Below are 13,938 nucleotides of genomic sequence, written 5' to 3'. Positions count from 1 at the left end.
ACCACCAGCACCCCCAACGCTAGTCGCGAAAATCGGCCGTCAACCCACCGCTCGGCGATCTGTGGACAACCGCGCCGCGACGCCGAGTTGTCCACAGATCGCCGAGCGGGGCCTTGACAACGCCTCGCCACCGGTAAATTTGGCACTCGGGGCGTGGGGTGGTCAGCCCCCTGGGTGGGCGGGGCCCAACGCACGGCTCCGACTTCGCGTCCGGCTCGTGACGGGGCACAACCGGGTGGCCGCGCGGAAGTTCTACGCCGCCAACGGGTACGAGCTCCGCAAGGAGCAGACGAACCTCATCAAGTGGTGGGCCTGACACTCACCCGCACACGAGGATCGCGTACCCGCCGCCATCCGCCAGGTGCTCCATCACGGGCACCGGCAGCGAAGGGTTCGACGCCGCCGCTCCCGCCGTGAACTCGCTCGCCAGCAACTCCACGATCGAGTCCACGGGCAGGTTCGGGTGAGCGGCGGCGAGGTACCTGGCTCGCGCGTCCTCCAGGCACAGCAACAAGGTCTCGCCGGAGGCAGCCGGATGCTGAGCAACGGCCCGGAGCGTCTTCGCCGACCCGCCCGAAGCCATGCGGTGCAACAACTCCGGAGTGCACAACGGATTGGAGGCGATCCGAGGGTGCAGCCACGACCCCAGCCGGGCCAGCTCCTCCAACCCGGCGGCATCAGCCCGAGTGGCGGCAACGGAAGCCACCATCTTCCGCACCTGCTCGACGGGTGACGAACCCAGCGCCGACAGTTCGGCAGCAGAAGCCGACTCGACGCGTGGCACCAGCTTTGCTCCGGTCCGGGCCACCGGCGCCAGTTCCACCAGCAGGTCCAACGGGATCGCCGGGTTGTGCAGCACCGCACGGCGCAAAGGCGTGGTCACGGCCAGAGAGCGCAACACGTGCACGGGCACGGCCGGGTTGGAGGCCAGGTTCGACAAGACCCCCGGCTCCAGTTCCAGTGCGAGCTGCTCGTACAGGGCGGCGGGCAGGTCGGTGCGTTCCGCCAGGTAGTAGCGGCAGGCGGGCCACCGCATCAGGTCGGCCGCGACGGCGGCCGGGGTCGCGGGGTTCGACGCCAGTTCGCGGGCCAGGGACTCCGCACTCAGCGACGCCAGCACGTCCGCGGGCGTGTGCTGGCTGCGGGCCAGCGCGGACCGCACCTCGGGGCTCGAGTGGTCGCGCAAAGGTGTGGTGTGGAAGAGAACGAGCTCGGAGACCACGTCCGGTGACGGGTCGGCGGCCAGCAGGTCGATCACGTCGGGCGGCAACGCGAAGGCCCATTCCGGGAGTTCTGCCCGAACGGTCGCGTCCGGGTGGTGGGCCAGGACTCGGGCCACACCGGGATCGGCGTCCGGGTGGCTGGTCACCACCAACGCGACCGACTCGTTGAGCAGAGGCACGTCCGCGGGTGCGGCCAGGCCGGCGCGCAGCAGCCCGTGGGTCGCCGACGAGTCGCCGTGCGACAAGAGGGTGCGCACCCGGGCCGGGGTCAGGTCGGTGCGTCCGGCCAGTTCGGACGCGAGTGACGGGTCGTGGACCAGGCGGTCCAGCAGGAACGCGGGCAGGGCGGGGTTCGTCGCCAGGCCCTCCAGTTCAGCGTTCACCAATCCCCTTCGTAACACGGCAGGCATTCCCCCCGACAACGCGTATCATCCCCAATCGCGTTGAGTAGCGGGGGTTTTGTGGCAAACGGCAGTGCGAAGCGACGTCCCACCATCGGGATGATCACCGCTGGCCCGCTGATCGAGCTCGCGGGCGAGCAGTGGCGTGGTGTCAGTGGTGGTGCTCAACGGCTCGGGTGCGACCTCGTGTGTTTTGTTGGCAGCGAACTGGAGCATCCGGACCCGCTCAAGCGTCGGGCGAACACGGTCTACGACCTCGTTTCGCCGAACCGCATTGATGCGCTCGTGGTGTGGACTACGCGCGTTGGGCAGCTCATCGGCTCTGATGGCATGGAGGAGTACGTCAAGCAGTACGCGCCCATGCCCATCGTGAGCGTCGAGACCAGCCTTGGCCAGTGGCCAACGATTCTGATGGACAACCGCGACGGCATGCGTCAGGCCGTGGACCACCTCATCGAGGTGCACGGCAAACGGCGCATCGCGTTCGTCCGAGGGCCGCAAACGCATGCGGGTGCGCGAGAGAGGTTCCTCGGGTACGCGGATTCGTTGCGCAACCACGGGATCCGGTTCGATCCCGCGCTCGTCACGATGCCGGGGTCGTTCATCTGGGAACCGAACCGCGCCGCCGACGCCGTGCGCAGGATGCTCGCGGCCACGCCCGAACCGCCGGACGCCATCGCCGCCGCGAACGACGACTACGCGATCGGTGTCGTGTCCGTGCTGGAGAAGCTCGGCTTCCGCACGCCGGAGGACATCGCGGTCGTCGGCTACGACAATCACACGAACGTCCGCACGCACGACCTCGGCTACAGCACCGGCAGTCCCGCGTCACGGGTGCAGCGCGAAGTCAACATCGACGCCGCGACACCCGCTTTCACCACGGTCAGAGCGCCGTTCCACGAGATGGGCATCCGGGCCGCCGAACTCGCGGTGGCGCTGGTGCGGGGGGAACCGACGCGGCAGCGCCAGACCATGCCGACCGAGCTCATCGTGCGCCGGTCCTGCGGGTGCCTGCCTGCCGGGCTCGGTGACCACGCTCCCGCGCACGACCGCCTCAGCATCAACGAGTCGGCCACCGCGTCCACCGTCGCGGACCACCTGCGCGACTCCCTCGGGCCGCCCGGCGAGAAGCTGCCGGACGGCTGGGCCGAGCAGCTGGTCGTCGAACTGATGGCCGCGGGCCGCGGTGAGGTCGAAGGCGCGGAGTTCCTCAAGCTGCTGGCCGAGTACATCCGCTGGAGCGCGCGCGCCGGGTGCGAACCGGCTCAGTGGTGGCCGCCGCTGTTCGACCTCCACAGGTTCGTGACGGCACGCATCAATGACGCGACCATCATCAACGACCTGTGGTTGCGCGTGCAGTTGCTTCTGGGCGATGCGTTCGCGACGGACGCACGTTTCAAGTACCTGTCGCACGAGCGTCACGACCAGACGGTGCGTGAGACCGGTCAACGGCTCATCGCGTCGAGGGACGTCAACGAGCTGACGACCGCGCTCGTCGAGGAACTCCCCCGCCTCGCCATCCCGGGCTGCCACGTCATGTCGTACGACACGCCGGGCACGGCACGGGTGCTCGTGCGGTACGAGAACGGCGAGCTGAAGAAGCCGCCGAGCACTCCGTTCCCGACGATCAACCTGACGCCGTACCCGTTCCGCCGCGACGAGCCGTTCAGCGCCCTCGTGGCGCCGCTCTACACCGACGAGGACCACCTCGGGTACGTGATCTTCGAGGAAGGCCCCGAGCCAGGCTGGATCTACGAGGCCGTGCAACAACAACTCAGCAGTGCGTTGCGCACGATCCGTCTGATGCAAGAGCTGAAGGACGCGCGCGCTCGGCTCGAAGAACGCGTCGGCGAGACGGAAGCACAGCTGCGGCACGCCCAGAAGATGGAGGCCATCGGACGGTTGACCGGTGGCATCGCACACGACTTCAACAACATCCTCACGGTCGTGAACGGCAACAGCGAGATGCTGCTGCGACGCACCCTTCAGGACGATCCGCGGCGCACGGCGATCGAGGACATCAGGCACGCGGGCGAACGTGCCGCGAACCTCACGCGCCAACTGCTCGCGTTCACCCGCCAGCAGGTCCTGCACCCGGAGTCGCTGGACCTCAAGGAGAACCTCCTCAAGGTCCACTCGATGCTGCGCACACTCGTCGGCGACCACATCGAACTGGACATGCGCCTGCCGGACGGCATCGCGCACGTCTGGGCGGACGCGGGCCAGGTCGAGCAGATCCTCTTCAACCTCGCGGTCAACTCCCGCGACGCCATGCCCGACGGCGGCATCCTGACGGTGTCGATCGAGGACCGCAGGCTCGGCAACCAGGACTCCGGCCGGATCGTCGGCGTCCGGCCCGGCGAGTACGTCGTGCTGCGCGTGCAGGACACCGGCGCCGGCATGGCCCCGGACGTGCAGGCGCAGGTGTTCGAGCCGTACTTCACGACCAAACCGGTCGGCAAGGGCACCGGCCTCGGCCTGTCCACCGTGTTCGGCATCGTGCAGCAGTCCGGTGGCCAGATCGAACTCATCAGCGCACCCGGCGAGGGCACGACCGTGGAGGTCTATCTGCCCGTGCCGCTGCAACGAGCAGACGCCCCCGAAGCACCGTGCGCGCGCCGCCCCACCGCACACCTGGGAGCCGGCACCGTGCTGCTCGTGGAGGACGACGCGCAGGTGCGGGTGATGACCCGGCGTTCGCTGGAGACCGCGGGGTACGCGGTGATCGAGGCGGGCGACGGGCAGGAGGCGCTGCAGTTCGCGACGGCCCACCGCAGCACGATCGACCTGGTGCTCACCGACGTCGTGATGCCGAAGATGGGCGGTCCCGAGCTGGTCAGGCTGCTGCGCTCGACCGGTGCCGCGCCCGCGGTGATCTACATGTCGGGGTACACGACGGACGAGTTCCTCGACGACGAGGTGCTGATCACCAAGCCGTACGTGGAGTCCGACCTGCTCGAACGCGTCCGGCAGGTGCTCGCGGACTAGCTGGTCAGGAGGCCTGGGCCCGCTTGGCCACCGCGACGCGCACGGTCTCGTCCAGCGTCTCGATCCGGAACGGCTTCTGCAGGTAGCCCGCGATCTCGTGGCCTGCGAACCGGCGTTCGAGCGACGTGCGGTCGTAACCGCTGGTCAGCACCACCGGCACGGTCAGGCCCTCGCGTTCGAGTTCGGCGAGCACCTCCTCGCCGGACAGGCCGGGCATGCTGTGGTCGAGCAGCATCGCGCACACCTCGGCGGACCGCTCGCGCAGGATCGCGATCGCCTCGGTGCCGTCACTCGCCTGCAGGACGGAGAAGCCCAGCTCCTCGAGCAGGCTCACGGTGTACCTCCGCACGGGGTCCTCGTCCTCGACCACGAGCACCAGCCCAGCCAGCGACATGCGGGCAAGTATGCCGGAACTTATCGGTTCCCTCAGCACCAGGTCGGGTTCTATTTCCGGTAATTCTTCACCAGCTGCTCCATCAGTGTGATCTGGGCCATTTGGGTCACACCATTGGTTGAGGGTCTGCGCTAACCTTCGCGGCACCGCTGCCGCTCCACGCTGAGAAAGAGGCACCAGGAAAGGCCAACTTCATGCGTAAAGCGACGGCAGCAGCCGCTCTGGCCGTGCTGTTCACATTGTCGTCAGCACCCGCACACGCCGCGGCGATTCCTTCGGAGCGTGTGACGATCGACGTGGTGACGGTGAACGGTTCCGGGTGCAAGCAGGGCACCGCCGAAGTCATCGTGGCCCCGGACAACACCTCGTTCTGGGTGATCTACAGCGACTACCTCGCCCAGGCCGGCAAGGGTGCGCCGACTACCGACTTCCGGAAGAACTGCCAGCTCACCCTGCAGATCAACGTCCCGCAGGGCTTCTCCTACGGCATCGCCGAAGCGACCTACGGGGGCTACGGGTACATCAGGCCCGGCGCGATCGGCTACCAGTCGGTGAATTACTACTTCCAGGGTCAATCGGCCACCACGACGTGGAAGCACACGTTCAACGGGCCGTTCGACGACAACTGGTCGATCACCCACCGGACCGAGTTCTCCGAGATCGTCTGGTCCCCCTGCGGGGAGAAGAAAAATCTCAACGTCAACAGCGCCCTGCGCATCGACAAGGGTACGTCGGACGCCAATACAAACAGTTTCATGACGATGGACCACCAGCGCGGAGAAGTGCGCACGCTGCACCACTTCAGCTGGAAGCGCTGCTGATTTTTTCCCAATAAAGGCCGCCGCCACCGAAGTCCAACCGCCGCCACCTCCCCGCGAGACGCGTTTGGAAAGGTGCCCCATGCTCAACGCGGTTGCCGCTGCCCTGCTGGCCTCGGCCATCATCATCCCGCCCGGCGCTCCCAACGAGACGCCGCCGCCCGACCACATCACGATCGACATCGTCACGGTCAACGGTTCCGGCTGCCCGGCGGGCACGGCGGCCGTCGCGGTGTCCGAGGACAACAAGGCCTTCACCGTCACCTACTCCGACTACCTGGCCCAGGTCGGCGTCGGCGCGCGGCCGACCGACTTCCGCAAGAACTGCCAGCTCAACCTGCGGGTCAACGTCCCGCAGGGCTTCACCTACGGCATCGCCCAGGCCGACTACAGAGGCTTCGCGCACCTGGAGAGAGGCGCGTACGCCATCCAGAAGGCCAACTACTACTTCCAGGGCATGTCGCAGAACGACACCGCGCAGCACCGCTACAACGGCCCGCACAGCGACGACTGGCAGGCCACCGACGAGACCGAGGTCGCCGCGATCGTCTACTCCCCGTGCGGCGAGAAGCGGAACTTCAACATCAACACCGAGCTCCGCGTGTACCCCGGCACGTCCAACACGGCCACGACCACGAGTTTCGTCTCGATGGACTCCACGGACGGTGCGATCGACACCACCTACCAGTTCAGCTGGAAGACGTGCCCGTAGGCCCTCTGTGGTGCAGTGACTACCGCACGCGCTCGCACGAGCGTGTGCGGTAGCACATATGTGAGCCGATAGCCGTACAGATTCGCGTGCAACGGCGTCTTACCCCCATGACGGGGCAGGTCGGGGTAAAGGGGCAGCCAATGCCATCCGCCGCATACGCGCAGTACGGTGAGGATCGGAAGGCTCACAGGGGAGGTCGGATCCTGACCACGACACTGCTCCCGGCCAGACGGTCGGAGGACAGGACGGCCGGTTCGCGCTGGCCGTTCAGCGGTGACTACCGACAGGTGCTCGCGGACCTGGCGTTGATCTTCTTCGCCGTGCTCGACGTGTGGCTGTACGCGTTGTGGCTCGAGGCCGACCCGATCACGGACCTCCCGCCGATCGAGACCTACCAGCTGTGGCTGAACTGGATCGCGGTCGGCGCGCTGGTGCTGCGCCGCCGGTTCCCGTTCCTCACGCTCGTGCTGACCATCCCCGGCTTCTTCGTCGGCTGGTCGCAGCTCGCCGCGATGATCGCCCTGTACACGGTCGCCCGCCGCTACATCGGTGGCTGGCAGACGGGCCTCGCGGCCGCACTGGTGTGGATGTGCCGGTTCGTCGCCTGGCCGTTCCAGGAGCTGATCGACCGGCCCGCGTCCGGCCACTTCCACTCGGCCATCTACGGCTTCCTGGTGGCGGGTCTGCCGATCGCGATCGGTCTGCTGGTGCACGCGCGGCAGGAGCTGTCCGATCGCATTTCCGAACTCGCCGAGTCCCGCGAGAGAGAGCGCGTGCTCCACGCGCACGCGATCCGTGCGGACGAACGGGCAAAGCTCGCCCGCGAGATGCACGACGTCGTGTCGCACCAGGTGAGCCTGATCGCGATGCAGGCCGGCGCGTTGCGCATGGCCGTGGTCGACGCCGAGCACAAGCAGGTCGCCGGCACCATCCGCACGTTGTCCACGCGCACGCTCGATGAACTCCGTCAGCTCGTGTCGGTCCTCCGCACCACGGACGGCAACCAGCCCGGTGTCGACGAGCTGTCAGACCTGGCGGCGGACGCCGGTTTCGAGGTGTCCGTGCAGCTCAAGGGGCCGGTCGAGGACCTGCCCGCACCGGTGTCCGGCGCCGTCTACCGGACGGTGCAGGAGGCCCTGACCAACATCCGCAAGCACGCCGTGGGCGCGAGCGCGACGGTGTTCATCGACGCCCAGTACGACGACAACGTGCTGGTCGAGGTGCGCAACACCGCCCCGGCCGGCCCGTCGTCGACGTTGCCCAGCGGCGGCCACGGCCTGGTCGGCCTGCGCGAGCGCGCCACGTTGCTCGGTGGCGAGTTCTCGGCGGGCCCGACCGAGGACGGTGGCTTCCTGGTGTCGGCGACGTTCCCGAGGGAACGCGTCGTCACCGATTGAAGCGCTGGAAGGCGTGCCAGGCCTTCTTGGGCTCCAGGCGGTAGGGCGAGTTCTCGTCGTCGAAGCGCTCACGGATCGTGCGGAACAGGCTGTACGAGGCCATGTCCATGTCGCGGTCGCGGCACGTCGGGTGGTGTGGCGAGTCCGGTGAGATGACCGAGTACAGGTGCGATCCCTCAACGTCCGGCTGTGCGGCGAACACGCGCAGCATGCGGGCGACGTGGTCGGCCTGCTCGCGTTCGTTCCGCTCGAATCCGGGCTTGACGACGGGCGGCTCGACCTCCCAGTCGACGATGTCCCAGCCCATCCCGCCGGCCTTCGCGGCGCCGGTGAACGTGCAGCAGCCGTACTCGAGGATCATCAGCGGCTTGTTCCAGCGGCGGTACTCGTCCAGGTCGGTGGTGTACTCGGCGTCGGTCTCGCAGTGGTCGTAGTAGTCGAGGCCGACCAGGTCGAACAACGACCAGTCGTTCCAGTCGGCGTCCGCGCCCGCCGCCGCGCCGTAGGTGATGCGGCCGTGGAACTCCCGGCGCGACACCTCGACGGCTTTCACCACGAACTCCCGGAACCGGCGGATCACCCCGGCCCAGTCCGTGATCGACGGGATGGTCGCGATGCGCTCCAGGAACGAGTCGCCGGGGATGATGCCGGGCGTGAAGAGGAAGTGCTCGCAGCCGGTCACGAACGTGACGTTGTCGCCGTGCCGCTTCTGCTCGGCCGTGCGCGCGGCCTCGGCCATGTGCTCGAGGACCTCGCTCTGCGGGTGGTCGTAGAGGCGCGGCTGCACGAACACCCGGATGCCGCGGCGCAGTGCCACGTCCGTCGTCTCGGCGAGGCGGCCGAGGTCGGTGCCGAACGCCGTGATGGACGGGCAGCGCAGGTCGGCGATCAGGCCGATCTCCCGTTCCAGCTGCGGCCGGCTCCACCTGGCACGGCTCAACGGCGCCCCCACCGCGTGCAGCACGCCCGTGTCGTAGCAGACGCCGCCGCGTTTCTTCGCCGCCGCCGAGGCCGTTCCACCTACTCCGGCCAGCGCCGCAGCACCTAAAGCGGCCTTCAGGAACACCTTTCGACTGATCATGGTTCCCCCTGGACTAGTTACGCAACTAGGATGCTGTTCATGCAACCAGAAAATCGGTCGGGCGACCAGAAGCGCAGCTTCATCGAGGACGCCCGGCGCGGTCAGATCGTGGCCGCGACCATCGCGACGATCGCCGAGATCGGGTACGCGAAGTCGTCGTTCGTGCAGATCGCGCAGCGTGCGGGCATCAGCCCGGGGCTCATCACGTACCACTTCGCGAAGCGCGAGGCGTTGATGAAGCAGGTCATGCTGACCGTGCACGACTCGATGGACCGTGCGCTGAGCGCACACACAGAGAACGCCGACGGCTACGTGAGCGCGCTGCGGTCGTTGATCGAAGGCTTCGTCGTCTACTGCGCCGAGCACCCCGCGGAGCTGATCGCGATCTCGCAGATCGCGGCCGCCGCACGCGATGCCGAGTCCGCGCGGACGTGGGCGGACGAGCAGAACGCCCGCACGCTGACCGAGCTGGAGGACATGTTCCGCGAGGGCCAGAAGGCCGGTGAACTGCGGGAGTTCGCGCCACGGGTGATGGCGGTGTCGGTCATGGCCGCGATGGAGGCGGCGCCGGCCGAGCTGATGACCCGGCCGGACACCGACGTCTCCGCGTACGCGAGCGAACTCGCGGACCTGTTCGAACTGGCGGTCAGACGCGCTTAGAGGCGAGCGACGCGCTGAGTGCCGCCGCCGCGCCGAGCACCGCGCAGGTGAGCGCGATCGACAGCGTCGGCTCGTTCTTGAGCAGCACCGACACCAGCAGCCACACCGAGAGCCCCAGCCCGAGGCCGAGCGGCACCGACGCGATGATCGCCGCCACGCCCGTCTGCCTGCGCCGCAACGCCCGCAGGTTCGACTCCAGGTAGGCGAACGTGAAGAGCAGCAACAACACCGACCCGGTGCCCATGAGGCTCAGCCACGGGGTCTGGCTCGACTCCAGCAGGAACGGCGGCTTGTCGTCGACCTGGGCCGTCACGACGCCGCCGATGATCCACCGCGCGACCCCCGGCAGCACGAAGCCCTCAGGCGTTCGCTGCGGCACGTCCGCGAGCGGGATCCCGGCCGCCGTCACCACCAGGTGCGTGCCCTCGACCTGGATCGGGCCGGTGAGGTCCGTGACGATCGTGGTCTCCGGCGGAGTGCCGGTCGCCACGAACGGCACGACGGCCATCGCGAGCAACGCAATCGCCGCCACCAGCCACAACGCCCACGGTGTCGACGGCGGCTTGAGCACCTGTGCGGCCGGCACGAGCGTGCTGCTGCCGCTCAGCCGTGCGGCCGGAATGGGGTCCACGAGCGTGGCACGAATCGGCTGCTGAGTGAGCGTCACGGTCTCCCGTTCCGGCACGGGCCGCAGCGACGGACGCGTAGAAGACGACGACACCTGCGGTGCGAGGTGCACGGGCATCTGCAGCCGCACGAGCCAGTCCGGCCCGAACAGGTGGCCCGCCGCGGCCGCCAGGTCGATCGCGAACGTCTCGGCGTTGCGGTAGCGCGCCTCCGGCTCGCGCGCGATGCTGCGCATCACCACGCCCGCGAGGGGTTCCGGCACCTTCGGCAACGGCCGCGGGTCCTGGAACACGCGTTTCTGGATCATCGCGATGGGCCCGCCACCGCGTTCGAACGGCAGATCGCCGCACAGCAGCTCGTACAGCATCGTGCCGGTCGCGTACACGTCCGCCGCGGGCGACAACGGGTTGCCCATCGCCTGCTCGGGCGCGATGTACGCGGGTGTGCCGAGCACCGCGCCGCCGTGCGTCACGAGCGTCGCGCCCTCCGACACCACCTGCGAGATGCCGAAGTCCGCGACCTTCACGAGGCCGTTGGACGTGAACAGCAGGTTCTTCGGCTTCACGTCGAGGTGCAACACCCCGGCCTCGTGCGCCGCGTGCAACCCGGACAGCGCCGCGAGCACGATCCCGCAGGACTGCTGAGCCGTCAGACCGTCGCCGGCGAACCGCGACCACACCGTGCCGCCGTCGAGCCGTTCCATCACGAGCAGGTGCTCGCCCTGCTGCCGCACGTAGTCGTACACGGGCACGATGTGCGGGTGGTCGAGCCGCGCGAGCAACCGCGCCTCGTGCTCGAACCGCTCGCTCATCCGGGGGTCCTCGGCCACGGCGTGCGGCAACCGCTTGATGGCCACGGGCCGCCCGAGCTGCCGGTGCACACCGCCGTAGACGACGCCCATGCCGCCCTCGCCGATCTGCTCGCCGACGGCGTACTGCGGCAGCGCGGAGACCACACTGGACGGAGTCACCGCTGAATCCTCACCGTGTCGGGATCCACATAGGACTTCGGCCCCGGCTCACCGGGATGGGGCGTCAGATATCCGAGCACGAACGCCGCCGCGGCCGCCCCCACGATGAACGGGATCTCGGCCGTGGGCGAAGGCGCCACGAGCCGCAGCACCGACAACGAGATCACCGCCACCAGGCCGGTCCCGATGCCGGCGGGCAGGAACCGCATGGCCCGCTGCCACCGGTTGGCAGGAAGCCTCCGCCGCCCGAGGGCGAGGAGCGCCCCGGCCCACGACAACGCGGTCAGCACGAGCACCCCGAGCCCGAACGCCCCGTAGACCGACCACAACGACCCCTGCACGTCCCCGGTCGTCTCGACCGAGGCGATGCTCTCCCGCGTCACGTCGATGACCTCGACCTCGACCGGCAGCAACCCGATCGCCTGGGCCCCGAGGTCGGTCGGCTCCAACGGGAACGACCGCGTCTCCGACGACCTGGCGGGCACGTCGAACGGAACCGTTGTGTCGTAAGAGAAGAAGGTCAACGCCAGCGCCGACCCGCTGATCCGCACGGTCTTGACCCGCTGCACGGTGTTCGTGTTGTTGCGGACCGTGATGGACACCCTGGCGGTCCGCGCCGGGTCCAGCACCAGCGTCCCTACTCCAACCGGCCTACCGTCCACATCGGCCTCGAGGATCACAGACCCGTCCTGTGCGGAGGCGGCGGGAGGGAGCAGCATAATTCCGCACAACAGCAGTAAACCTGCACCGGCCATGCGACGTCTCACTAGCGCACCTTAGGTTCTGATCCGGGGAGAGGAAATGCGGTCTTTAGGCTTACTCGTGGCCATTACGGCCGGTGTTACGGTGCTGAGCGCCACACCGGCGACGGCCCAGCAGCCGCCGACGGTGACCTCGAACCCGAGCACCGGACCCGCGGGCACCAGCGTGACGTTCAGCTGGTCGGGCTTCTACAGATGCAAGGGCACGATCCGCATCAACTGGGCGGGAAGCGTACTGGCCACGGCTCCGTGGGCGGCTACCGGTTCGGTCACGGCGGCCATCCCACCCGGCACCAAGGTCGGCACCTACACCTACACGGCGGTCGACGACTGCCAGCGCATGGCCCGCAACCAGTTCGTCGTGACCCCGCCGCCCCCGGTCACCACCACGACCAGGCCTCCGGTGGTCACGACCAACCCGCCCGTGACCAACCCGCCGGTGACGACCCGCCCGCCGGTCATCACCACCACCACTCCCCCGGTCACGACCACCACCACGACGACCACGACCACCACCACGGACTCGTCGTCGCCCTCCACCTCCACGACGGACGGCCTGACCAACCCCGGTGACGGCGTCCTGCTCCTGGACAAGGACAACATCCAGCCGGGCGACGACCTGACCGCCACCGGCACCGGCTGCCCGAAGGGCGCCAGCGTCACCCTCAAGTCCCTCGGCCAGGACGTGGGCAAGACGACGGCCGACGACAACGGCACGTTCTCGTCGCCGGTGAAGTTCGCGAGCATCGAACCGGGCCGCCACAAGGTGCGCGCGGAGTGCGGGATCGTCCTGGTGGGCAACGTGGACGTGACCCTGTCGAGCTCGTCGGGCGGCACCACCAGCACCCTGGTCGTCCTTCTCTTCTTCCTGCTGGTGGGCGCCGCGATGCTCCGCCGACAGTTCTCCGGCCTGCGACGCACCTGACCAACGCGAAGCCGAAGGCGAGCCCAACCGAGCGCGCGGATCGGTGAAGCGGTGAGGTGACGTACGCACCCAACCCAGCCACGCACGCTGGAGATCGTCGCGAAGCGGCGATGAAATGCCCCGGCTCGTCCACAGTTGTCTTTGCGCCCAAACCCAACAACCGCACTGGTGACAGGCCGCAGACAACGCGAAAGGCCCCCTCTCCGCAGGATGAGGGGGCCTTTCGCGTTGTACGGCTAAAACCTCACGGCTCTTCGCGCTGCCGACGAAGCTTGGCGAGCGCCTCTTCGAGGATCGCCTCACCATCCGCGTCGGAGCGCCGCTCCTTCACGTACGCAAGGTGCGTCTTGTACGGCTCGTTGCGCGGAGGCGCGGGTGGCGTCTGCTCGTCACGACCTGCGGGGAGGCCGCAGCGCGGGCAGTCCCAGTTCTCCGGGATCTCCGCGTCGACCGCGAAGGAAGGCCGGGACTCGTGACCGTTCGCGCACCAGTACGACACCCGACGACGGGGCGCGGACTCGCCGCGCTCCGATTCGCCCATCGGGCCTGCGCCGACGCGGGTACCGCGAATCGCGTTACCACCTGACATCGACCGTTACACCCCCACCAAGTGGATTACCCCAAGCCCCGGAGGGCTTCTGCCGCTGAACGGTTAGATCAGGCTGCGCCGGGCAGCTTGATCAGGAGTCCGATGCCCACGATGGCGATGACCCAGACCGCGCCGACGAAGAGCGTCAGGCGGTCGAGGTTCTTCTCGACGACGGAGGAACCGGACAGACTCGACTGCATACCGCCGCCGAACAGCGAGGACAAACCGCCGCCGCGCCCGCGGTGCAACAGCACGAGCAGCACCAGCACGACGCTGGAGACGATCAACAGGATCTGAAGGAACAGGATCATTTCTTCCTCGCTGTCAGGCAGCCGACGCCATAGAGTACCTGTTCGACTGCCGAACGTGTGCAACCAGTGGGGTTAGGGACT

At 68.2% G+C, this 13,938-nt stretch carries 13 protein-coding genes; 6 read left to right on the top strand and 7 right to left on the bottom strand.

Annotated features, from left to right (window positions below; all coding sequences use genetic code 11):
- Window positions 1-319: 319 nt before the first annotated feature.
- Complete coding sequence (locus QSK25_RS23430; protein WP_285641267.1) at window positions 320-1,606, bottom strand: variant leucine-rich repeat-containing protein; 1,287 nt, start codon at window positions 1,604-1,606, stop codon at window positions 320-322.
- A gap of 117 nt (window positions 1,607-1,723) precedes the next feature.
- Here QSK25_RS23430 and QSK25_RS23425 point away from each other — a divergent pair, with 117 nt between their 5' ends.
- Window positions 1,724-4,612: a substrate-binding domain-containing protein gene (locus QSK25_RS23425; RefSeq protein ID WP_285641265.1), complete on the top strand. Its 2,889-nt coding sequence runs from the start codon at window positions 1,724-1,726 to the stop codon at window positions 4,610-4,612.
- A gap of 4 nt (window positions 4,613-4,616) precedes the next feature.
- Here QSK25_RS23425 and QSK25_RS23420 read toward each other — a convergent pair whose 3' ends face one another.
- Window positions 4,617-5,006 (bottom strand): response regulator, encoded by a 390-nt coding sequence (locus QSK25_RS23420; protein ID WP_285641263.1) that lies wholly within the window; start codon window positions 5,004-5,006, stop codon window positions 4,617-4,619.
- A 194-nt stretch (window positions 5,007-5,200) separates the two neighbouring features.
- Between QSK25_RS23420 and QSK25_RS23415 the strand changes: the two genes are divergently transcribed.
- The 3 genes from QSK25_RS23415 to QSK25_RS23405 all read left to right on the top strand — a co-directional run bounded on the left by QSK25_RS23415 (window position 5,201) and on the right by QSK25_RS23405 (window position 7,933).
- On the top strand, window positions 5,201-5,827 hold the full coding sequence (locus tag QSK25_RS23415; RefSeq protein ID WP_285641262.1) for a DUF4360 domain-containing protein: 627 nt from the start codon (window positions 5,201-5,203) through the stop codon (window positions 5,825-5,827).
- Window positions 5,828-5,906: 79 nt separating this feature from the next.
- Window positions 5,907-6,536 carry a DUF4360 domain-containing protein gene (locus QSK25_RS23410; RefSeq protein WP_285641261.1) on the top strand — a complete coding sequence of 210 codons (630 nt, stop codon included), beginning with the start codon at window positions 5,907-5,909 and terminating at the stop codon, window positions 6,534-6,536.
- Window positions 6,537-6,676: 140 nt separating this feature from the next.
- The gene (locus QSK25_RS23405) at window positions 6,677-7,933 is read left to right on the top strand and encodes a sensor histidine kinase (protein WP_285641260.1); all 1,257 of its coding nucleotides are present in this window, start codon (window positions 6,677-6,679) and stop codon (window positions 7,931-7,933) included.
- Here the strand turns inward: QSK25_RS23405 and QSK25_RS23400 are convergent.
- The gene (locus QSK25_RS23400) at window positions 7,923-9,014 is read right to left on the bottom strand and encodes a glycoside hydrolase family 113 protein (protein WP_285641259.1); all 1,092 of its coding nucleotides are present in this window, start codon (window positions 9,012-9,014) and stop codon (window positions 7,923-7,925) included. The genes QSK25_RS23405 and QSK25_RS23400 overlap by 11 nt on opposite strands.
- 39 nt (window positions 9,015-9,053) lie before the next feature.
- On the opposite strand from QSK25_RS23400, the gene QSK25_RS23395 reads away from it, so the two are divergent.
- Complete coding sequence (locus QSK25_RS23395) at window positions 9,054-9,674, top strand: TetR/AcrR family transcriptional regulator (RefSeq protein WP_285641258.1); 621 nt, start codon at window positions 9,054-9,056, stop codon at window positions 9,672-9,674.
- Here the strand turns inward: QSK25_RS23395 and QSK25_RS23390 are convergent.
- Both QSK25_RS23390 and QSK25_RS23385 read right to left on the bottom strand, forming a co-directional pair.
- Entirely contained in the window at window positions 9,661-11,271 is a 1,611-nt protein-coding gene (locus tag QSK25_RS23390; RefSeq protein ID WP_285641257.1) for a serine/threonine-protein kinase, read from the bottom strand. The two genes, QSK25_RS23395 and QSK25_RS23390, sit on opposite strands and share 14 nt — an antisense overlap.
- Window positions 11,268-11,900, bottom strand: coding sequence for a hypothetical protein (locus QSK25_RS23385; RefSeq protein WP_285641256.1), 633 nt, complete (start codon window positions 11,898-11,900; stop codon window positions 11,268-11,270). Before QSK25_RS23385 ends, QSK25_RS23390 begins: the two co-directional genes overlap by 4 nt.
- A gap of 217 nt (window positions 11,901-12,117) precedes the next feature.
- On the opposite strand from QSK25_RS23385, the gene QSK25_RS23380 reads away from it, so the two are divergent.
- Window positions 12,118-12,957: a hypothetical protein gene (locus QSK25_RS23380; protein WP_285641254.1), complete on the top strand. Its 840-nt coding sequence runs from the start codon at window positions 12,118-12,120 to the stop codon at window positions 12,955-12,957.
- A 244-nt stretch (window positions 12,958-13,201) separates the two neighbouring features.
- Here the strand turns inward: QSK25_RS23380 and QSK25_RS23375 are convergent, their stop codons facing one another.
- Both QSK25_RS23375 and secG read right to left on the bottom strand, forming a co-directional pair.
- Window positions 13,202-13,546, bottom strand: coding sequence for an RNA polymerase-binding protein RbpA (locus tag QSK25_RS23375; protein ID WP_053738343.1), 345 nt, complete (start codon window positions 13,544-13,546; stop codon window positions 13,202-13,204).
- Window positions 13,547-13,614: 68 nt separating this feature from the next.
- Window positions 13,615-13,857, bottom strand: coding sequence for a preprotein translocase subunit SecG (gene secG, locus QSK25_RS23370; protein ID WP_285641251.1), 243 nt, complete (start codon window positions 13,855-13,857; stop codon window positions 13,615-13,617).
- Window positions 13,858-13,938: the final 81 nt, after the last annotated feature.

Source organism: Lentzea sp. NBRC 102530 (assembly GCF_030269365.1).
Lineage (GTDB): Bacteria > Actinomycetota > Actinomycetes > Mycobacteriales > Pseudonocardiaceae > Lentzea.
The sequence above is the reverse complement of the archived record's forward strand: the minus strand, read 5'-3'. Positions and strand labels throughout refer to the sequence as shown.